16 protein-coding genes and 3 pseudogenes are annotated in these 22313 nt (G+C 45.8%); 1 reads left to right on the forward strand and 18 read right to left on the reverse strand.

Annotated elements, in window-relative coordinates; translation table 11 throughout:
• Positions 1 to 3: 3 nt before the first annotated feature.
• From E4K67_RS16240 to E4K67_RS16295, 11 genes are all read right to left on the reverse strand, one after another.
• Positions 4 to 1914, reverse strand: a complete 1911-nt coding sequence (locus E4K67_RS16240) for an acyltransferase family protein (protein WP_135548636.1) — start codon at positions 1912 to 1914, stop codon at positions 4 to 6.
• 310 nt (positions 1915 to 2224) lie between these two features.
• Positions 2225 to 2518 (reverse strand): toxin-antitoxin system HicB family antitoxin, encoded by a 294-nt coding sequence (locus E4K67_RS31340; protein ID WP_199242570.1) that lies wholly within the window; start codon positions 2516 to 2518, stop codon positions 2225 to 2227.
• 667 nt (positions 2519 to 3185) lie between these two features.
• The gene (locus tag E4K67_RS16255; protein WP_158408501.1) at positions 3186 to 3587 is read right to left on the reverse strand and encodes a DUF3592 domain-containing protein; all 402 of its coding nucleotides are present in this window, start codon (positions 3585 to 3587) and stop codon (positions 3186 to 3188) included.
• Positions 3588 to 3607: 20 nt separating this feature from the next.
• Positions 3608 to 4369 (reverse strand): hypothetical protein, encoded by a 762-nt coding sequence (locus E4K67_RS16260; RefSeq protein WP_135548497.1) that lies wholly within the window; start codon positions 4367 to 4369, stop codon positions 3608 to 3610.
• A gap of 228 nt (positions 4370 to 4597) precedes the next feature.
• Entirely contained in the window at positions 4598 to 4843 is a 246-nt protein-coding gene (locus E4K67_RS16265) for a hypothetical protein (protein WP_135548499.1), read from the reverse strand.
• A gap of 60 nt (positions 4844 to 4903) precedes the next feature.
• A complete protein-coding gene (locus tag E4K67_RS16270; RefSeq protein ID WP_135548500.1) occupies positions 4904 to 5818 on the reverse strand; it encodes a hypothetical protein in 915 nt (304 codons plus the stop codon).
• Between the two features lie 85 nt (positions 5819 to 5903).
• Positions 5904 to 6797 carry a protease inhibitor I42 family protein gene (locus tag E4K67_RS16275; RefSeq protein WP_158408502.1) on the reverse strand — a complete coding sequence of 298 codons (894 nt, stop codon included), beginning with the start codon at positions 6795 to 6797 and terminating at the stop codon, positions 5904 to 5906.
• Positions 6798 to 6843: 46 nt separating this feature from the next.
• Positions 6844 to 12051: a cell wall-binding repeat-containing protein gene (locus tag E4K67_RS16280; RefSeq protein ID WP_135548503.1), complete on the reverse strand. Its 5208-nt coding sequence runs from the start codon at positions 12049 to 12051 to the stop codon at positions 6844 to 6846.
• 105 nt (positions 12052 to 12156) lie between these two features.
• The gene (locus E4K67_RS16285; RefSeq protein ID WP_135548505.1) at positions 12157 to 12588 is read right to left on the reverse strand and encodes a hypothetical protein; all 432 of its coding nucleotides are present in this window, start codon (positions 12586 to 12588) and stop codon (positions 12157 to 12159) included.
• 249 nt (positions 12589 to 12837) lie between these two features.
• A complete protein-coding gene (locus E4K67_RS16290) occupies positions 12838 to 13470 on the reverse strand; it encodes a response regulator (protein WP_243454503.1) in 633 nt (210 codons plus the stop codon).
• Positions 13460 to 15865, reverse strand: a complete 2406-nt coding sequence (locus E4K67_RS16295) for an ATP-binding protein (RefSeq protein ID WP_135548507.1) — start codon at positions 15863 to 15865, stop codon at positions 13460 to 13462. Before E4K67_RS16295 ends, E4K67_RS16290 begins: the two co-directional genes overlap by 11 nt.
• Before the next feature lie 249 nt (positions 15866 to 16114).
• Between E4K67_RS16295 and E4K67_RS16300 the strand changes: the two genes are divergently transcribed.
• Positions 16115 to 16345 carry a hypothetical protein gene (locus E4K67_RS16300; RefSeq protein WP_135548509.1) on the forward strand — a complete coding sequence of 77 codons (231 nt, stop codon included), beginning with the start codon at positions 16115 to 16117 and terminating at the stop codon, positions 16343 to 16345.
• A 790-nt stretch (positions 16346 to 17135) separates the two neighbouring features.
• Here E4K67_RS16300 and E4K67_RS16305 read toward each other — a convergent pair.
• The 7 genes and pseudogenes from E4K67_RS16305 to E4K67_RS16335 form a co-directional block, all read right to left on the reverse strand.
• On the reverse strand, positions 17136 to 17537 hold the full coding sequence (locus E4K67_RS16305; protein ID WP_135548511.1) for a HEPN domain-containing protein: 402 nt from the start codon (positions 17535 to 17537) through the stop codon (positions 17136 to 17138).
• Positions 17503 to 17850: a nucleotidyltransferase domain-containing protein gene (locus tag E4K67_RS16310; RefSeq protein ID WP_135548513.1), complete on the reverse strand. Its 348-nt coding sequence runs from the start codon at positions 17848 to 17850 to the stop codon at positions 17503 to 17505. The genes E4K67_RS16305 and E4K67_RS16310 overlap by 35 nt, the downstream gene beginning before the upstream one ends.
• A gap of 60 nt (positions 17851 to 17910) precedes the next feature.
• Positions 17911 to 18006, reverse strand: a pseudogene (locus E4K67_RS31570) (SEC-C metal-binding domain-containing protein); the annotation flags it as partial.
• Between the two features lie 486 nt (positions 18007 to 18492).
• A pseudogene (locus tag E4K67_RS16320) lies at positions 18493 to 18822 on the reverse strand (CtkA family protein); the annotation flags it as partial.
• Positions 18815 to 19272, reverse strand: a pseudogene (locus E4K67_RS16325) (helix-turn-helix domain-containing protein). The pseudogenes E4K67_RS16320 and E4K67_RS16325, both read right to left, overlap by 8 nt.
• Before the next feature lie 362 nt (positions 19273 to 19634).
• Complete coding sequence (locus E4K67_RS16330) at positions 19635 to 20774, reverse strand: YARHG domain-containing protein (RefSeq protein ID WP_158408503.1); 1140 nt, start codon at positions 20772 to 20774, stop codon at positions 19635 to 19637.
• A gap of 856 nt (positions 20775 to 21630) precedes the next feature.
• Positions 21631 to 22254 (reverse strand): GyrI-like domain-containing protein, encoded by a 624-nt coding sequence (locus E4K67_RS16335; RefSeq protein ID WP_135548517.1) that lies wholly within the window; start codon positions 22252 to 22254, stop codon positions 21631 to 21633.
• Positions 22255 to 22313: the final 59 nt, after the last annotated feature.

Here is a 22313-nt window from a genome sequence, read left to right on the forward strand (position 1 = left end):
TTCTCATCCCTTAGTTTTTTTGTTATTATAACACGATTTATGTTTATCGTTTTGATTGGAAATCAAGGCTTCGATCAGTAATTCCCCGTAGGCTTCCACCCCGGTCTGGGTCAGATGAACACCGTCCGAATAAAAATAATCGCCATGGCCGCTGCTGGCCGAATACCAATCGATCAGCCTGGTCTTGGGGTAAGACTCGGCCACCTTGCTCAGCGTCTCATTCACCACCGTTTCCCAAGGCTTCGGGACACGGGTATTCACCAGCACGATCTCCGTGGTTCCTTGCAGGGAATCCAGGGTCTGCATTAACTGTTTTTCGGTGAACGCACCGTTTGATCCTAATTCAATAATCACAATATTCCCCAGCTCACCTTCTTTTTGGAGCTTGGCCATGACATCCGGGGCCTGATGCATCTGTCTGCCAATTTGCGCGTCGATGACAATGCCCGGCAGGTGTTCTTGCAAAGCAGGTTCCACATTGATCATTAAGGAATCTCCAATGACCGTAATATCCTCTCCCTTAATATCGCTCTTCTTATCTGCCTCAGCAAGTTCCCCCTTGGCAGCACTATCTTCCTTGACCGTCCCTGGCGTTTGAGCTTGAGCTTGTTCTGTAGTCACCTGGCTCTCCGCTATCGCTTTTGCCGAAGTTTCCATACCTTCATCGGGACTTACAAACACCAGCAGAAACATCAATACCATACTGACCGTAATTTTGGTGCTGTGGGCCAATGGTCTTTGCCACCACTGAAGGGCCGGCGCCCGCCTCCGCACTCGTTTCCGTCGTCCGTAGCGGATCGGGTCCTCGATGAGGTAGCGGGACAGAGCCGCCAGGGTAATGCTTAGGGCAATTTGCCCGAGGGTTAGGGAAAGGTTCAAGCCTTCCGTATTTACAACCGGATTAGTCAGGATGATAACCGGGTAATGCCACAAGTAAATCCCATAGGAACACCCTCCCAGCCAGCGTAAGGGGCCCCATCCAAAGAACTGGCCCAGATAACTGGCGGGGTGGGACAGAACTGCCACCAGACAAGCCGCCGCAACAGAGAAGAGCAGGAGCCCGCCCTGGTAGAGGGAGGTCTGGTATTGGCTGGTTTTTCCGATCATCAAAAGTACCACCAATAACCCCAGGCTTCCCGCCCCATCCAGCGCCAGTCTCTTTTTGCCGGACAGATCCGCAGTCATTTTCCCGCTGGGCCATACCATCGCCAGTAGAGCCCCGACCAGCAAGGCGAAAACACGGGTATCCGTTCCATAATAGACACGGCTGGGATCATGACCCGGTATGTAAATCATTGCCATTGCTGCGGCTGAAGCCAACGTGACAGCCACTGTGCCCCCGATCAGCCATTTGCGCTGCCGAAAACAACGCAGCCCCCATCCCAAAAGAAGCGGCCAGAAAAGATAAAATTGTTCTTCTACCGCCAAAGACCAGAGGTGCCCCAGCGGAGACGGCGGACCGAAGCTTTCAAAATAGGATACCTGATGGAAAATCAGATACCAGTTGCTGGTATAGAATACTGCAGCCAGCGCTTCCGGCTTCAAGGCTGCCAGGCGTTCCGGAGCACAAAGCATAACCCAGAGCATCACGCCTGCCAGCATCAGAAAAAGAGCCGGCAGCAGTCGCCGGGCCCGGCGCAGCCAGAAATCTTTCAAATCAATCGATCCCGAGCGCTCCCATTGCTTGAGCAGAATATTGGTGATCAAATACCCGGACAGCACAAAGAACAGACTTACTCCTAAAAGCCCTCCCGGGGCCCAGGTCAGCTTAAGATGGTAAGCAATCACGGCAAACACCGCCAAAGCCCTCAGTCCGTCCAATCCCGGCATATAGCCGCTGGAATCCGCCCGCACTCCTCTTTTCTGCAAATTCGACTGCCAATTCGATTGATCTGATTTCTTGCTGCAGTTCATGTCATCTTCACTCTCCACTTGTGCCAGGCTTGGGGTTTTCCCGTCATCGCCCTTTCTTCCTCTTCACTTTACCAAGCTTTGAGTTTCAGTGCTTTACAAAATACTTAAAATTTCTTACGAAAAAGTTAATAATTCACGAATGATGGCAGATCGTGCACAAAAAAGAAAAAAGAGCGGTTGAACGCTCTTTCGGTCGGCAATGAACTTGCCATTTCCTTACTTATTTACTCAAATCTCAGTTGAATTAGGCATCCCATTGTTGATCTTACATACACCAGCGAATTGCTTTTCAAATGGCCATAGCATTTTTCTACTTCATCAAGGAAATCGGTGACTGCTGTGAATACTGTTCTATTGCTTCTTCAACATACTGATTCAATGATTTGCCCTCTATCAAGGCCCTTTGTGCTGCTTGTTTATGAAGCTCAGGGGTTATCCTTACATTAAAGCTACCTTTATACATCTTTTCCGGTTCTTTACCGTTCAAATTGCACAGTTCAAGATAATCCTCAACCGCTTCTTCAAATGCTGACTTTAGTTCGCTGACACTACTGCCTTCATAACTGATTGAATCATTTATGCCTTCAATCTTGCTATAGAAAATCTCGTCTTCTGTGCTGTAATGTAATTTTCAATAGTAGATAGTTCGGAGCGCAGTAAATTATTGATGAGTTGCTCCTAGATCCCACCCATAGGGAACACCCTTAAATCTACCTTCAATAGAAGTAACACCAACGTGCCTTGAGGATACAAAACAGATGTCGTATCAATCTGGTATCCCCTTGACGGCATAGTATATTTCTGAAACCATCGTCTATTACAGGCTCTTTTTAATAAATCAGCTGCTCGCATTTTGCTTTACAACCCAATTGAATTGTAAGCAATAAAGCCTTCAAAAGCAATTATCTTCTTGAAGGCTTTATTCGATACAATTTCGTCATCATCTGTGACTGCTTTTACTTTACAATGCATAAATGACTACAGCTCATATATTCAACTCACGGCACATCTCATCAAATCATTTTCTGCCCCATACTTTCACCGTCAGTATATATCATTTCGAGGCTTTCATCCAACTTAAGCAATGTTTGATACAGTTCTTTCATGCGAATAGATAACTGTATTGGTGAAACAATATCCTCTTTTAGAAATACATAAATGATATATTTCAATAATTGAGATAGGAGGAATTGTCGGTGACAGTAGCAAATCAATCCAACATCAGACGCCAGCAGGTGTGAAAGATATCACCCGACTTATCGTCCTCCCCATTAACTATTCAATGCCACAACTCCAATTGCAGTCATCATTGCCAGCCCTACGATAATCATACCAACCATAATTATCTTTCTGGAATTGTCGCCACTTAGAATAAACAAATCAGGTTTTTCTTTACTATAAGCAATCTTAAGCTCAGTTCCAACCGGATATTTTTGGCGATTGGAGCTGCTTTGTTCTCTTGCCTGAATTAATCTTCCATCTGAATGATAGTATTCAACAGCCATCGTATACATCGTAATAGTGTTAGGATAATCTGTGTACTCATAATATGCGACCACTTTGGCAGTTGTATTTACCGAATCTCCAAATAATCTATTTTCCCTTTTCAATGAGAATATTCCAGCGATAAAAGTCAGCAACCCCACTATAAACACAATTGAAAAATCATCCATATTAACCATCGCCCATTTCCTTAGTTTAACATCTTCAGTTCTTGCTCATACGGATCTTTCATTTCATATACCTCGCCAGTGCTTTTACTGACGAAATACCAGCCAATATTATCTTGTGATATACTGTCGCCTTGTTTTTCTTCGGTATATACACGGATTATATAACAATCAATCCCATTCGCTACTTTACCATTGTCACGATTGGCATTATAATTTCCTTTACCGTCGGGAATCACTTGATCTTCATGATCAAGCTCAAAAGAATATTTGTTGTTCCCGTTCCCCAAAAGCTTTATCACTCTAGCGATGGCAGCGTTTGCAGTGGTCACAGATTTACCCTTACCAGATTCCGCATTCGTATTTGTATTTGTACTCACTGTGCCTGCGCGTTTAAATTCCGTACCACCGATTTCTATTGTGTTATCATCCAGAAATGTTATCGTTTCCGAACTGCTTTGTTTGTCACTGTCCGTGAGGCTAACCTTTATCGAATCTTTACCGCCATTCTTGCCTTCCGAGGTCGCTTTATATGTAAACTGACTCCGCTCTCCGCTTTCCGTAACAATAGCTTCTCCCTTGCTGTTGAACTCTATAGAACCCCCATCTGTGCTCCATTTCCCAACAATCAGCTCCTTTGGATTTTTCTTTGTCTCCACTTTCTTGTCAGCCTCCGCTGTCTTCGAATCGGCTGCCGGACTATCCGATCCGCATCCGGTCAACGTTACAAAGCATGTTAACAAGAGAATCAAGCACATTAAAACAGTTGATACATGTCTCTTCATAAACCCATCTCCTCGTCTTCAAAAAATCTTTATTTGCTATACTGCTAGCGGGCACAATTAGTCACACTTCATCTGTGCATACAGCGAGTTAAGTTTGCAGTATATAACCTTGAGCAATGCGTTCCGTCAGCTTTTGACAAAATGCCACATCCTCCTGAAGCTCTGTGTTGCAGTTTTCAGAGTTCATTTCCATACCTCTTTGACTATATTTTTATCTGATTCCATCAATTATTGTTTAGTGTTAGAGCTGTTGGAGGTCTTGGAACCAAAATAAGCCATCAGATATTTCACTGCAGTCACTATACCCACAATTGGACCTGCGACTAAAAAGATCACCCCAAAAACTACAATTATAATGACAAACCCAAGTTCGTCACCTATTGAAGTCGGAATAATATTTTTAACAAAATTCCAGGTTGCTTTGGCTCCAAGGGCTAAAAGAATAATATAAACAGGAAACAATACCATTAACATCCGAACTATTCCTCCTTTCTTTAATTTTTCCGTATTTCATGTGTATCCCAAAAACATGAACTATTTAATGGCAATCGTATCCGCTATGCTTTCGAATTCCTTAACAGCGGCGTCAAATCCCTTTTCACCGGCCCAAACCTGGGTGACAAGAAGATACCCGCTCACTGCTGTGACCTCCATTTTGACCTTAAAGTAACCGGAACTGGTCCTGCAGTTGAACAGCGCCTCCCGCGTCACAGCTCCACTACTCGAGGTGGCGCTACTATCCGTATAGTTCGTTATTTCATCGTTTGCATTGTTTTCCAGATTGTCTATATAGGTGTAAATAAAATCCTTGGTCGCACCCGCGTAGTCGAGGCCTTTATCAAGGGAATCCTGCAGGTATTTTTTTTCGCAGCGGATGAAATAGGTTGCATTCGTTGCGCTGACCAGTTGAACCGTATTGTTATCCTGCGGGGTTATTTTCCACGAGGCGGGATATTGGAAAGTTGCATAATAACCGGAATCATCAAAGGTTTTTGAATTATTGCCGTTATTGGATTTGGCTGTATTTGTATTGCTTGTATTGCTTGTATTGCCTGCACTGCTTGAATTTGCGCGTTTAAAGGTTGAGTCTCCCAGGACCATAGTATCTTTGTCTTTAAAAACTGCGGTTTCCGTGCTGCTGCTTTTATCGCTGTCCGTTAAGGTTACCTTGATTGAATCCGAACTTCCGTCAATGGTCGTTAATTTATAGGTAAACTTTTTTGTTTCTCCGTTTTCCGTGGCCGTCGCTTCCCCGTTTTTGTTAAATACAAGAGTATCCCCTGACAAGGTCCATTTTCCAATAATCAAATCCTTCGTTGAATTCGAATCTGTCGTTTGCGTTTGCGTTGTGGCATTTTCACTGCCACAGCCGCAGAGCGCGACCGCGAGGGTCAGTATCACGATAAGGCTCATCGTCATAAACTTAGTCATCCTACTCAATTTTTTCATTTTCTTCCTCCTTAATTTTTCTGCCCGGCTTCTGATATTTCAGAGAAGCAATTCATCTATTTTTTATGCTCCTGTCACCGTAATGTTATTCCGTAATTTTGACCGTATATTCAACCGTATTGACGGTTGCTTTCTCAGTTTCCCAACCGCGATAATACTTGAAGGTGATTTTTGTCGTACCGGCTTTCAACCCTTTAAAATTCCACGTATGTTCGCTGCCGGCACCGACACGGCCGGGTACACTGCTGGCTGCGCTGCTATCCGAATCCGCGGTATTCTCCGAGTCAAACTTGATCAAATCCGTATTCCCGATCACATAGTGCCAGCTGTACCCGGTGGTCGTATTTTCGTCCAGGGTTATGGCAACCGTTTTTCCTGCGCTTGCCGTAAGTGTCAAACTGGAATTATCCGTTGCGCTTGTTTTTGCTGTCGCGTTCTTCGTTAATTCAGTGCTCATTTTGGTGACGATATCTTTAAAACTTTCTTTTTCGTTCTCCGGATAGGATATGATGAACCCACATACCTGATCGCCGACAGTACAGCCGATTTCATCAAAAATGATGGGGTTTTCATCACCGCCGCTATATTCAATTTGATACGTTTTATCGTCGGCAGACTCACTGGCGATATGACTGACTCTTTTTTTAGCCGCTGCCAAAAGCTTGGTGCCGTTATCATTGCTCACATTGTTTGCGCCCCAGATCTTCAGGGTATATCGTTTATCCTCGTTCTTCATCGTGATCCCATCGCCGTTGTCGCTTTCCGTTTTTACGGTATAGATATCCGGATAGGACAGGGAAAAACCAAACCGGGCATTGGTATACGTCAAATAGGTCACGGACGTACTGTTTAGTTTACTTTGCTCCGTTGTCTGAGAAGCCGTGTTAGTCTTATTGGCCTCCGTATTTGCTATATTTTTACTGTTGCCGCAGCCGATCAGGGAAAAGACCAGTATGAGTACAATAATGCTGACCGGCATTCTTAGCATCCTTTTCATTATCTTCGCTTCACCGCTTTCTGTTCGTTTACCGTTTCATCAACTCAGAAATCTGCTGTTGGACATTTTGACTTACAGCACCTTCTCCGCCAAGTATGGTTGCTCCCGGCAGTTCTCTATTTTTCAAGTATGTGGTTTCATTATCTGATAGAGTTTTGTCTGCCAGAATAATCGCGGCATTGTAATTGGCCGCATAGACGCTTCCTGCCAAGGCATCCGTGAAGTCGTTGCCGGTGGCGATACAGACATTCTGACCGGATAAGTTGAAGTACTTGGCTACCGCCAGTGAGGTTTCATACCGATCGGCTCCCCCGATCCTTACAATATTCGTTTGAGTTAAACCTGTTATCTGGGCAACCTGGTTTTCAACGGACGTACTTATGACCCCTTGCAAACCGATAATATATACTTTTGCCGGTTTGATTGCGGTAATTTCATTCTTGACCGCGTCACTGAGTCCATCATTTTGAACCAATAAGATGGGACTCTGCATTACTGCCGCAGTGCTGCTAATAGATAAAGCATCAGGATAGTTTTCGCCGCTGACCAGGACGATTGGTGTTCCTGTTTTGATATCCAATTGGCCAGCTATTTTAACAGAAGTTTCATAACAGTCTGCTCCACCCAGTCTGGTTACATGGTTGAAACCGCTTGCTGTTACTTTGGCTTCCACAGCACTGCTGACGGCACCGGTACCTCCCAGGATATAAACGGTTCCTGCTGAGTCCATATTTGATTTCATGTAGTCCAATACCTTTTCCTGGCCGGCATTCGTGCTGTCAACAAGCAGGATTGGAGCATTAAGCTTATAAGCCAGGACACTTCCGGCTAAGGCATCCGGATAGTTATCCGCCGTGGCTAAGATGACATTGGCAACTTTGCTTGAGTAGTTGGCTTTAGCTATTTCCAGTGCCGTATCGATTCGGGTCAGGCCGGAGAGCCTTTTTACTCCTTTAATTGCTTGATTCATCTTGAAGTCCCATTTTACGATATCTTGTTCTACAGAGATTGTCGGACTCTTATATTGCTCATAACCCTCTTTAGCTGCCACAATATAGTAGTCGGATACGGGAAATACCATAAAGCCATATGAACCGCTGACATCACTGACTTGGGGATTTTTATTATTATTGGGTTTGAATCCGTCTATTCCTGGAAGAGCAACTACTGTGTCCGGGGTTTTGCCTGCCGCTTTATTCCGATCGGTATTGGCATAATATAAGGTTACATTTACTTCCTGCAGGGCTTTTCCTGTAGCTGCCTCAATAATTATGCCATAAGGGTCAATTAACGAAATTGTAAGGCTCACATTGCCGCTGCTGTCGGTTTTAATGTCTATGGTTCCGATCGTAATGGTCTGTCCATTGCCTAAATCGTAAGTCATTTTGAAAACATTATCTGTTCCTTTGGCTAGGTTTGGCACTTGGATTGTTCCGTCACTAGATATTGTTATGGTAGAACCGGCTGCTGTTGTAATTGTCAATTTGGTAATATCACTGAACTGGCTTGTACTGCCGTCAGGTTGTTTAAAGATTGCCAGTTGCGCTGCCGGCATGGAAACCGTTTTATTACCGCTGCTGTCCGTGGTTACAGTTGCCGTGATATTGGAAACATTCGCACCCGTAGCACCGTTTATGACACTGCCGGTAACGGTAGTTCCTCCGCTTGCTGCGCTTCCGCCGCCCGATGAACCTCCTCCGCTGCCTCCATTTGAATTAGGTACCGCTTCAAACACTGCCGATATAGTGACGTTAGCCGCCGGCATGGTGAAGCTGGTTCCGCTGATTGGGTGATCCGTTGTTCCGTCATTATACTTTAAGCTCCCTGCTTGCAGCCGCATCCCTGGGTTTGGGGATATGGTGAGGTTAATTGCCGAACCGGATGTTGCGCTGGTCGGGCTGGCTGTTATCGTGCCTCCGGCCAGCGGGCTGATACTGATGGTGTAATTGCCTGCCGGTACCGCTTCCTGTCGTGTGATGGTGAGGGTATATACCTTTGTGGTGCCGTTTTCAGCGGTTACTTGAACGTAAGCGGCGTTCGGGCCTACGGAAAGCACCATGGTCTTGTCGATGATCTCGTTTAGGCAGGCGGCATCGCTGTACAGCTTCCAGCTTGCGTTTGCGCTCACGGAAAGAGCTATTGCTTGGCTGGTTACGCCGTTTGCCACCGTTGCCGTAATTGCCGCCCCGCTAATGGAAGCTCCGCCGGGCGTGGCGACGCCGGTCACGTCCTTCGCATCGCTTGGCGGTGAAATGCTGCTGTCCGTCACGTTGACTGTAATTATCCGATCGTATTTGGTGTCGCCAAAAGCAACATCCCCGCCGGAAAAGCCGATGGAAACCGTAGCCGCGCCTGTGCTTATGCCGGTAACGGTGATGCTGCCGTCTGCGGTCAGATCTGCGGGCGTGGCAGGTGTCACGGAAATCGCGCCGCCGGTTGTCGTTACGGTCGCTTTTCCTGCAAGCACGTTTGGATTGCCGCCGCTTTGTCCAAGTTTTACCTGAATGGTGGCGGTGTTGGTTCCGCCCAGGTCAAGGCTAATGGGGTTTATGCTGATTACGGCAGGTGCCGTACCGGATGGAGCTGAATTCACTACTACTGTTGCCACATTGGAATTGACCGGAGTTGCGCCTGCGGCTCTTACCTCGCAGTAGTAATAATAGCTTCCTGCTGTGAGGGTGGTGGGAATGGTAAAGGTATTTGCCGTTACGCCTGTGGTAACCGGATTTGTATGGCTCGTATCATCACAGGAGAACCACTCATAAGCCGGCGTACCGCTTGGGTGCACCGCTGCCGCAACCGTCAGGCTTCCGCTGATGCTGCTCTCGGTGACGTTGGTCAAAGCAGCTGGCTGTGTGGCGATGGTAATGGCTGGTGCCACGGGAGCCGGATTGACCGTAAGAGTCGCGGCATTACTGGTTATATTCCCTGCCCCATTGCTCACATAGCAGGTGTAGCTTCCTGCATCCGATGCCTGGACATTCGTGATTGTCAAAGTGCTGGAAGCAGCTCCGATAATATCAACCCCATCATTTTTCCATTGATAGGAAAGAGGTGCCGTGCCGGATGCCGCGACTGTGAAGGTAGCCGTCTGTCCTGCCGTTACAGTCTGATCGCTTGGATGGGTGGTAATGCTTGGAGCCCCAGGTGCTGCTTCCCTGTTTATTGTCACAGCATAGTACCGGACTGTTATCATATCCTGTGCCGTCACCTTGATATATACTGTCGTCGCTCCTCCGGCCGTCAGGCTCACGCTGCCGGTTTCCGGAGTTGTAAAGCTGGTGTCCGTTCCGTAAAAGGTCACCGTTGCTCCCGCACCATGTCCTGCGATGTCTCCCGAAGCCACTGTCGCTGTGATATTTGCTACGTTGACGGAGGCCGTTTTCGGAGCTGTGTCTGTCCCTGCTTCCGGTCCTGCGTTAATTGTCTTCGCCGACACGCTGGTCAAGCCTGCATCGCTGTTTGTCACCTGAATCCGGTGATTATCGGTATCAGCGACATATATATTCCCCACGCTGTCCGCAGTCATGCCGCACGGCCCGTTAAACTGTCCGTCGCCGTTTCCGTTGCTCCCCCACTTTGCAATAAAAGTGCCGGCTGAATCGAATTTTTGTACCCGATGGTTATAGGAATCGGCGACATATATAATCCCCCCGCTGTCCACAGCGATGCCGGCCGGAATGTCAAACTGACCGTCGCCGCTTCCGCCGCTCCCCCACTTTGTAACAAATGCGCCGGTAGAATCCAATTTTTGTATCCGATTGTTATAGGTATCGGCGACATATATATTCCCCATGCTGTCCACAGCTACGCCATACGGCATGTTAAACTGGCCGTCGCCGCTTCCACCGACTCCCCAGCTTGCAACGAAACCACCGGCGGGACTGAATTTCTGTATTCGGCTGTTATAGGTATCGGCGACATATATATTCCCCCCGCTGTCCACAGCGATGCCGGTCGGAGTGTTAAACTGACCGGTGCCGCTTCCGGCGGTCCCCCATTTTGTAACAAAAGCGCCGGCTGAATTGAATTTTTGTATCCGATGGTTATAGGCATCGGATACATATATATTCCCCCCGCTGTCCACAGCTACGCCAAAAGGTGCTGAAAACTGGCCGTCGCCGCTTCCGATGCTCCCCCACTTTGTAACAAAGGTGCCGGTTGAATCGAATTTTTGTATCCGATTGTTATTGGTATCGGCGACATATATATTCCCCCCGTTGTCCACAGCTACGCCGTTTGGAGAATTAAACTGGCCGTCGCCGCTTCCTGTGGTTTGCCAGCTTGCCAGAAAAGCTCCCGTGGAATTGAATTTCTGTATCCGGTTATTACCGCAGTCGGCGACGTATACGTTCCCTGCGCTGTCCACAGTGATGCTGACCGGAGTGTCAAACTGGCCGTCGCCGCTTCCTGTGGTCCCCCATTTTGTAAGGTAAGTGCCTGTCGAACTGAATTTTTGAATCCGATTGTTAGAGAAGGCATCGGCGACATATACGTTCCCCGTACTGTCCACAGCTATGCCAGACGGATTGATAAACTGACCGTTACCGTTTCCGGCAGTCCCCCACTGTGTAACGTATGTACCCGTGGAACTGAATTTTTGAACCCGGCGATAAGAGGAATCGGTAACATATACATACCCCGTGCTGTCCACAGCTACGCCAGAAGGCGCTGAAAACTGGCCGTCGCCGCTTCCGGTGGTTCCCCATTGTGTAAGGTAATCACCTGTATAACGAAATTTTTGAATCCGGTTGTTAGAGGTATCGGCGACATATACATTCCTCTCGCTGTCCACAGCTACGCCAGAAGGCGCTGAAAACTGGCCGTTGCCGCTTCCGTATTCTCCCCATTGTGTAAGGTAAGTGCCTGTAGAACTGAATACTTGAATCCGGTTGTTCGAGGTATCGACGACATATACGTTGCTCGTGCTGTTGTCCACAACTATACCAGACGGATTGCTAAACTGACCGTGACCGCTTCCGGCGGTCCCCCATGTCGCAAGAAGAGTGCCTGTAGAATTGAATTTTTGAATCCGGTTGTTCGAGGTATCGGCGACATATATATTCCCCGTACTGTCTACCGCTATGCCCCGCGGATTGCTAAAAAAAGATTGCCGTTCCGGTACAAGGGTAGATGAACTTGTAGCCGCGAATGCCTGTGTTCCGCCAATAAAGGATACTACAAGCATCAATGCCAGTATCAAACGCAAAATCCGATTCCTTGTTCCTTGGTTCATCTGTGTTTCCTCCAATTGTTTCTTATTTTGTCACCAGCTGAAATACCTCAGCGGCGGAAATTTCAATCAAATAGCACCACCTGATATAGCTTTCGAGCTTGCTTTTTACTTTTCCCATACCAGACGCTTTGCCAGAACAAGATACCCGCCCTTGTCCGTGTGATGAATAAATAGCCGGTTTCCCCGTTTGTGCATATCCCTTAGAAAGGCATCGTCCGCCCCGCACTCGTCATAGAGCCGGGCCGCTGCCTGTCTGTACTCCGGCTCTATAAGCTGCTCCGGCGTGATTTCAGCGGCAAGGGTAATCACAAGCCCTACGCTGCTTTCATCAAGCTGGCTGTAATACATGCCTTCGTATACAAGCTCCTGTTCCTCCCGTTCATCGAAAACCGCCCGTATCCGAAGGTCTCCGCTCACTTCATCGGATACCACCTGTATCAACCGGGCATTCGCATAATAAACGCCTGGAGCCGGCCCCCGGATTGGCCAAATCATACAAATTACCCCTTTCCGTTTCGCTTGTGTATAAAATAACATTTTCTAAAACCGGCAGGTACACCCTAAAAGTTACCTCTTTTGCGGAATGGGCAAAAAAGTGGCTTCGCCACTTCCGCTAGGGAACCCTATGGTTCCCTTCGGCGGCTGCAGAGCAGCCTGAGCCCCCTCCTTTATCGGCGAGGGGTGCCTCCTCTGCACTCCCCTTTTTATCGTATAGGAAACGATATTTCCTATACGATAAAAAAAGCCGGAGGCTTTGAACGCTCCCGGCTTTGGTCTGAAATGCTGTTATAAAAATAGTTTTTTTAATTCACTTCTTTTGCTGACGTACTTTTTCTCATAGATCGCAGCGACGACTTTTTTTACATAGTTATAGGAATAGTGAAGCGCCTCGCCTATTTCCTGATTGGTGTAGCCCAGCGCAATCAGCCGCGATACTTTCCTCTCGGTGTCGCTTAAACCGGCTGATGTCCGTTCAAATTTTCCCTCGTCGATCCGGATTTCCTGCCTGTTTTTCTCAACGATACTAAGCTGACGGAGCCGCTTGCCGTTTTCCAGATGCACTTTCAGCCGCGCCAGCAGGATTTCCTTGATAAACGGTTTGGTAATGTAGTCCACCGCGCCGCAGGACAGCCCCTTCAGTTCCGCTTCTGTTCTAGTCACCCCCGTGAGAAACACAATGGGAATATCCTGCGCATTCTCTATTTCCCGCAGCGCGGTCAGCGTGTCAAAGCCGTTCAGTTCCGGCATATCGATGTCCAGCAGGATGATGTCGGGCACATAGTCCGTCTGCAGCAGGGCAACCGCTTCACACCCTGATTTCACACAGCTTACCGCATAATTACCCCGCAGGATTTCTCCCGCCATTTTAAGAAGCGCCGGATCGTCGTCCACAATCAAAATCGTGTTTTTATCCTCCAACTGCGTCACCTCCCATGCCAATCAGGAGGCGCTCCGCTTCCCGAAATTCTATCTCGTCAACCTTTTGCCAAATTTCTCGCAGGCGTTCTATGGTATCCGTCCTGTGGGACAAAGCAATCATGCGTTCAAGCGCCGCAAGAGCGTCCGGCTGCCGGTTGTGTTTAAGCAGGATCAGCAGCTCATCCATACTGATACCGGTATTTTCTGTTTCAACCTGCCCGGCCGGAAGCTCATCAAGCTCTGCGACAAACTGTTTTAAACCTTCCTGCGCCCGGCTCCATTCATAGTACAGGACGGGCATCGTAAGTTCTAGATACGCATCGTTTTCCTCCATACACTGCTTTTCCACCTTGGCGGCAGTATCGGAAAGATTGACGGCTCCCACGGCTCTTGCCTTGCTTTTGAGGGAATGAACCGTAAATTTCAGGCTCTGCCAGTCTTTTTGTGCCTCAGCTTTCGCCGCTTCCCGCCTGCTCTTGTCGTAATTTTCCACAAAAAACACCGCCAGGTTTTTATACTGGAGCATATCGCCGCTCAAATAGCCCAAACCCTCCGCCAGGTCTATGCCGTAAACAGCCGCATCCCGCGCGAGCTTATTCTTGATCTCAGGGGGGATCAAATTCTGTGCGCACCGGTTATTGACCGTTATCAGGTCTGCGGGAAGAAGCCCCATGAGCGTTTCCTCCAAATCCTTCCACATGATGGGTTTGGATAAGTATTTGATAAACCCGGCATTCAGCAGGGTTTGCTTTACCCCGGCCACAACATTGGCGGTCAGGGCCACCACCGGCGTATCAAAGCCGGGGATTTCCTTCAAAGCGCGCAGGGTGTCGATACCGTCCATATCAGGCATCATATAATCTATTAGAATAACATGATAGCGTTTTTTCGTAACCGCCTTGATACATTCCTTTCCGCTTATGACCGTATCCACCCGCAGCAGTGTCCGGGAAAGCAGAGATTTTACGACCAGCAGGTTTTCCGCGCTGTCGTCCACCACAAGGACATTGCCGCCGGGCGCAATAAAGCTGCCTTCCCCTGCCGCTTCCTCTTTTGCCGTTGTCGTCCGCTTGTGGAGCGGCGTTTTATTGTGAACCTTTTGCGGAATCTCCACGGAAAAGACGCTGCCGTGGCCAAAGCGGCTTTTTACATCAATACGCCCCTGCATCAGACCGGTGAAATTTTTCGCTATGGCAAGACCCAGGCCGGTGCCTTCAATGTTCCGATGGTTGGAGAGATCCACCCGGGTGAACGCATCAAACAGCAGGGCGATGTTTTCCTCTTTGATACCGATCCCCGTATCGGAAACCGATACGCAAAGCAGTATTTCATCCGGTGCCTTTCCCGACTTTTGGGCGAAGGAAAGTATAACACCGCCCTGCTCCGTATACTTTGCCGCATTGCTTAAAAAGTTGACAACCACCTGTTTGATATGTAAAAAATCACCGGTCAGCCCGCAGGGCAGGCTTTCGTCAGCCTGAACCTTAAACCCAATACCGTGCCGGCTAACCCGTTCCATTCCGATCATGGCAAGATCATCAATTAAATCCGCCGTCTGGTAATTTTCCGATACAATCTCCAGCTTCCCCGATTCGATTTTTGACATGTCCAGAATATTGTCGATAAGAGCCAGAAGGGTTTTGCCCGCGTTTTGGATATTCAGGCTGTAGTCTCTGATGCGCTCCGAGCCCCTTTCCCGCATAAGCACTTCGTTCATACCCAGCATGACATTGATAGGGGTTCGGATTTCGTGGCTCATATTGGCGAGAAAATTGCTCTTTGCTTTGCTGAGCCGGAGCGCTTCCACTCGGGCGGCTTCAAGCTCCCGCTGCTGTTTGTTGTACATTCTGAAATGAATGTACAGGGTAACGCCCAGCGCAAGGCTGACACTGGAAAATCCGATGATGATGTCCGTTAAAAGTTCCTGTTCCGTTTGAAAAAAGCGGACGCTTTGGGGATACGCATACGCAGCCAGGCAGATTCCTATGTAGACCAGCATTTCTATGACGGCCATCACAATCATTTTTTTGCCTTCCAGCATAAAGACCGTAAATAAAACGGCAAACACAAAGAACGTAGGCATTCCACTGTGATAGCCTCCGCCGGTAAAAAACAAGACAGGGAAAAAGATCAGAAAGATGATAATCGTGGTGAACATGTAGCACTGCTGATATTTGCCGCTCTTGTAGGAGTAGTACAGCAGGCAGAACGCAAGCGCCGCAGCGATCAGATTAGCCAGTATATTCCAAAATCCCACGTTTGTAAAAACACCCAATACCGACATCATGATACTAATCGTCATGCCCGCCGTTGCCAGTACGTTGAACAGCCGCACACGGAAATCCAGCCGTTTGGCTAAAAATTTATCACTGATAAAGCGAAGAAATCTGATCACACAAACACCTCTCGAAAAGTAATAATTCTATATGCATAAAATTGTATGGCGAAACATTTATAGAAGTTTTTATAAAATAATTATACCATTGTAGATTTCAGAAATATCATCTGGAACAAAATTAACAAAAAATAGAACCTAAACCGTGCATCGATATACTTTGATCTTTACAGGTAAGCTCTATTTACAATATTTTCAACCTGTGAGAATATAGGTTAATTCTTACATACGCTTTCGGAGGTTGATTCCTTGATTGATTTTTACGCGCTTGGTTTATATTTACGAAACTGGCTTCTAATAATTGCTTGCTTTTTCCGTACAAGGTTGATGTCTAATTTTGCCAAAGACATGGAGATTTTAGCCCTTCGCAGCCAATTGTCCATCACTCAGCAGCAAATAATGAACGGTAAAATCTCCAAACCACAATTTACTCCCGCATTCCGACAGTTATGGAGATTCTTATCAACAACTCCTGCCTGATTGGCAGTCAGCTTTATTCCTTGTCAAACCAGAAACGGTTATTGGCTGGCATCTGATTCCAACATCAGAATGCCTTTTTTTGTTGGCGTTTTAGGGTTTGATCGGTAATCTAAACATAGTATTTAATTGACTTATTGTTCTATTCCGACACCAGCCTTGCTTCAGATGATATTTTTGAAGGCTACAGGTTTTCTGAGGTGTGCGTGGATGGTTGGTTTTGATAACATACTTGGGTTCGGAAATGCCTGCCTTTTCAGCCTTAGCCCTTGCTTAAGAATTCCACCTTTCTTAATGATATGGATAAGTCTACCAAGCTGTTGCTTGCATCCAACGATATGAAGATTCTGCCGCCAAAAGTACAAAATGCAAATTATTGGCTTTGAACTATAGCAACAAGCAATGTGTTACAAATTATGTTACGTATGGACTGCAAAATATATAGAAATGATTGGTAGGGGGATTGGGGATTTAATAATAAACTCCTTTCCTCAAATCTCCCTTCGCAACTATCCCCAGTAGGTGTAGCATGGAAATCACCTACACTTGCGTAGGGGATGCCATCAGATCACTTGCTGCTTTGTGCCGGTATCGATGATCAGATGGCTGTTCTATTTAAATGGCGAAAGCCATCCAATAGCCAAGGGATAATATTTATTTGCCTTGGGCCATAAGCGATTCGGATAACTCTTCCTTAAATTACAATCGCAAAAAAATACCAAGCAATTATTACCTGGCACTTCGCATTTATAGTCTGTTATGTCATTAGGTGACCTGCCTGAGGATTGTCTTTTTATATTTCATCTGATTTAAGTTGTAGGCGTAGAGCAATAAAACTCATAATATGGTCTGCATCTTCTATTGCTTGCCGCATATCACTTTCGGTTAGCTCAATCTCCATAGGGTAACGAGGCTGTACACCGTAAGCAGTCAGACGTATACAAAATTCCTCAATTTCATCAAAGCCATCTGCCATTTTCCCGCACATTCTCCTTAGCAATCTTAAATCATGCGTTTTCGGCGGGTCAATATTCTTGTCAATTAGAAACCCTTTCAATATCTTTTCAGCCGATTGCTGGCAATGATAACATATGATCTCTAGTTTAAGTGGATGCAGCCCCAATAAATATTTTGCTGTTATCAAATCATCCTTGGCAAAATCACACCATGATTTGACTATGCTGTTCTTGTCCATAGAGCTTCACCCCATCTCTGAAAATTGTTCTTTCAAGAGTAGGGAGTTGTTTTCGCTGGTTAAATTCACTTTCCTTGCCGACAATAATGTCTACTGCCCGAATATCCTTCCGACTGATCGCTCGACCAATTTTTTGCATGGCTTCGATAGGGCGCATACTCTCATCAGGGATAACCACATAAATATCAAAGTCACTATCATTATGAGTCGTTCCATAGACAAAAGAACCAAACAAGTATATTTCATTAACTATAATAGTATCTAAAATGGCTTGCTTAATCGTTTCAAGCTCTTTACTTGCGGCAGCGTCCATATAAAACACCTCGATCTCAATACTATTGTTTTGTAAGTTTTCATTATTCTAACGTAATCATCATATCATGATATGGTATAAAAAGGTAATATGTTCAACTTTCCTTCTATGGTTCTCGCAGCACTTTTTAAATTTTTTGCCGCTGCCACAAGGACATTAATCATTATACCTATTTTACCACCGTCCTTATATCAAAATGAATAATATGCTCTGTCACACCGAAATATTAAATCAAAAAAGTTCGTATCTATTTGACCCACCCTAAATGGCTACTCTAGTAGCAGTTCTCAAGTAATTTATTCTCTTTTTTTGCGGCGGCCAGAGCAATTTTCATTTCATCACCATTCAGCGAGGTAATAACTACCGATCTATATCCTCCATTATAATGCATTCTCATAATAATAATAAAATGTTCGTAAATTATATTTTGCATTATTTAAAATAGCAATGCTTGTTGCAGCTGATATACAAATGTCGTTATTATTCGTTATTATTTGAAAATCTGGCTGTTTTGAGATTGACTAAGCTAGATTAGTCAATCTCAAAACAGCCAATTTTTAAAGGAAATAAACCTATACAGCTGCTACTTTTTTGTTGGGCTTTTAAGCCACATCAATCTTTTTCCTTAGAACGGTCAATAATGATACCATTTGAAGTCAGATGCGCAAACTCAATGAGTCTTTTGCCGCCTTCGGTGAAATCTCCACAGGCCACTACCACTTTTTCTTTCCCGCGTGGATCAGTATAGGTGAACAGGGTCTCCTGGGTTTTGAATCCGAGGGATGCAAAGATATGGCAGGCAAGGTATTCACTGATACATCCGTTGGTGTGACTCATGGTTTTATTGCGGCTTGGGATAGGCGGAAATTTAAGCATATAGCTATTGCCGTCATAAAGAATATTGATTTTATTCCCATTTGCCCCACCGTAAGCTCTGAATTTATTTACTTCACACAATGTAAAATCAATCATTAATACCATCCTCCTTTCCCTCTGTGCCAAGATATTTTACACGTAGATAGCTTGCCTGTTCCTCAGTAATTAAGCCAGCCCAAAGGTCGGCATTAATGGCTCCATATAACTCATTCCACAAGCAGTCAAGATATAGCACCTGCTCCTTTTCGCCTTGCAAATAGTCTTTTTTGCTTTTTGGACACTCTCCGACAGCCCGGTTTCCAAGTAAGTTTTTATGTTTGGTTTCCCGGCGGCTGTGTTTTTTTCCGGCTCTGTTTCCATTGCCAACAGTTCCTCAATAGATAGACCAAGTGTTTTGGACAGTTTGGAAAGCGTTCCTGCGCCACATCGGTGCAAATGGGTTTTCCCGGAATAAATATCCGCGAGAGTTGCCCATGGAATCCCACTGATTTTCGATAAACGATAACGGGACATTTGCATATCATGCAAAAGCTGTTGTATTGTCATTTTTATCACCTAAATTTATTATATCGGTGTTCCGATATAGCGTCAAGGAAAGTTATAACACATAATTCAAATGGGATATCTCCTTTGCTTTACCCTTCACGTTGCAACAGCACTACACATTCTGTATGCCTTGAGGATACAAAAAAGATGTCGTCAAGACCAATTATCTTAAAAGAGAAATTTAGACGAAGTTTAAATGGAATCATACTTTCTAAAAATATTTGAACACAAAAAACGGTGGATTAGCGATCCACCGTTTTTCAAAATGATTTAAAGTTGTTTCATATACCACTACCATGGCCTGGCACTAATTTTATTTATGAACCGAAGACTTTTTAAAATATTTTAGTTCGATTATGGCCCTAGTCTGTAAAGTATAGCCCGTCGAAAACCTCACCGGCCGGAATACCCAGTTCCCGTACCTGTTGGAATCCTTCGACAGAAAACCATCCTTTTACGCCGTTCGCGGTAGTTGCATAACACCATTCCTTGTCATCACTGCCCACCAGCAGCAATTTATCTCCGGGTACCACACGAACCACCACCTCTTGACTGCCCGGAGCCGTGTAGAGGGTCAGCACTTTTTTGACTGTTACGTATTGTTCCTTGAAGGTTGACAGATAAAGCGGTTTTGCCACGTGTTCCAGCACATGCTGCTCATTGATGCGGTATTCATCGTCATAAAACCATGTTTGAAGTATCTGAAAACGCGTCTGGGCCATTACTTTCCCGTCTCCGGGCAAGCGGCTGTAAGTTCCGCACAGGCCCTGAACCTGGCCCATCTCGATGATCTTCCCGCCCCCATAGGCATAAAAGGTAGTTCTATAATCTTCACTGGGGCCATACTCCTGGACCGCAATTTCCTTTACGCCGTCCATAATGTCCAGGTCGACAATGGAAAAACCCTCTTCCACATTCGTACCACTGTCATGGACGGTGGCACCGTTAATGGTCAGGGTGAAATCGCTTCCTTCCGACAGGCTGTACTGAATTTCTTCCGGCTTCCCATCCCCATCCAGGTCAAAACGGGCATATTTCCCTAGGGGCAGTCCCTGGCTTTTTGCCGGTTCCTTCCGTGCTGTTTCATATCTTTCAATCAAGTCCACATTGTCTTTTTCAATGTCCGAGATTTCATTATTGAAAGCTGCATTTTTCGCATACCAGCTTTTAGCCCCGAAATACTTTTGCAATCCCTCATCCTTAAAGATATAGCCCTGTCTGGCGAAAATTTCATTTCTGGCAAGATATAGCAGGCGGTAATCCAGGTTACGGACATTTTCCTCTTTCAGCCGGGTTGAATCGCTGTCCTTAAAAATATAGCCTTCCTCTGCAGCCTCCGCTTTGTCCCCTTGTCCGCTTCCCGCATCGGCATTCATGCCGGCCGGGCTTTCTCCCGTCTGCAGACCGTTTGTGTCGGCCTTTCCCCCGCAGGCAGTCAGCCACAGCAGACTGGTGCAGCAGATGCAAGCCAGTACCCCCAGGGTTTTCTTCATCCCTTTCATCTGACTTCCCTCTCCCCTCATGTATCCATCCTGTATCCACAATTATTACGCTAATAAAAAACAAATTAAGCGGGTATATCGAATAGTAATAAAGTGATTTTACGACAATAATACTTGGACTACAAGGTATTGAGATTATCCGTACCAATGTAAATAATGGCATATTTACTGTGAGGAATTAAGTAATGGTCGGTTAAGAATTGCTGCAGGCACAATGTACGTAGCGATTAAGAAAAATTTCCGTACTCCTCTGGTATCCCCTTGGCGGTGGGGTATTTTCCTTGAATACTTGGATATTACCTTTCCACATTAGGTTTAAACTTTCGCAATATCTTCAAAATCACTCTTTTCTAAAGCATTATATGGTGAAGAAAGTTTGAAAAACCAGAATTAATCTGTTCAATCTTTGCCAGAGGCACTAATCTCCATTCCTACTGACAATTATTAGAGTATCACAAGTTCAATCATTCTAGAATAACCTTCCCCTGTAACCTTTTATGTAAAAAACTCTCAAGAGTTGCTATCCCTGTAATAAGAGGATATGTCATCTGTTTTATATTCTCCAGGGTCATGTAATTCCCAGCTACTATAATATGCCCCAAACGCTTTATACACATTCAAGCAAGCAAACCGATTCTGTATGCCTTGAACGGTCAAAAAAGATGCCGCATGAAGCTGGCAGAGCCTTGGCGGCAAAGTATATTTATGAAAATGCCACATAAATGAAATACAAAAAAGCCTTAGTCATCAGTTTTTACCGCATATTTCATTGTTCAGATGGCAAATCTCTTTTCGTGTCATTATAAACAATATCCATATTTTTCTATCCTTTTTGCTAATATAAATCAACATAACATCATGCACTGCGTATCGGATGCCGAAGCACTGTTTTCAACTTCTCCGGCGCTACCTTGCGGGGGTCGGAAATGTATATCTCGTGATGACGGCGGGTGTCGTCAATATCTATGATATAGCCGTTTTCTATGGCGAAACCGTCAAGCGCCGCTACCGTGGCAGGTTCATCATCATACGAACCGATATGCATTACCTGAACGCATAAACCCTCGGTGATTGTTTTGAATTTTGCCTTTGATGTATCAATGCTCGGTTTTTTCTTGGCGAGGGCAGCCTTTGAGGCTTCGAAAATGTCCGCTGTTACGAAGTCAGGTTGTCGAATCACCATCGTCCATACAAATTTGCTCTTGTCACTTATCACTGCACCGCCGCCCCCGAAATCATCGTCAACACTCCAGAAGCCTTCAAGCGGCGGAACAACGTATTCCAAGATCGATTTGTTGCCCATCTTTATCGTGTAGGAAAACCCATACAGCAGTTCAACGGCAGCGGTATATTCCGCGCTCGTGTTCGGATCGCCTTTACCATCAACGGTGATAAACGTCATCTCCGGCACATTAATAATGGATGGCGTGGTTTTTGGTTGGTATAAGTCTTTTTCGGTTTTCTTATAGTCAATCGGCATCGTCGCACCTCCTCTCTTTTTCAATCAGCGCCAGTGCAATCCTCAGGGCCTTTACCCGC

The sequence above is a fragment of the Desulfosporosinus fructosivorans genome (assembly GCF_004766045.1).
Taxonomy (GTDB): Bacteria; Bacillota; Desulfitobacteriia; order Desulfitobacteriales; family Desulfitobacteriaceae; genus Desulfosporosinus; species Desulfosporosinus fructosivorans.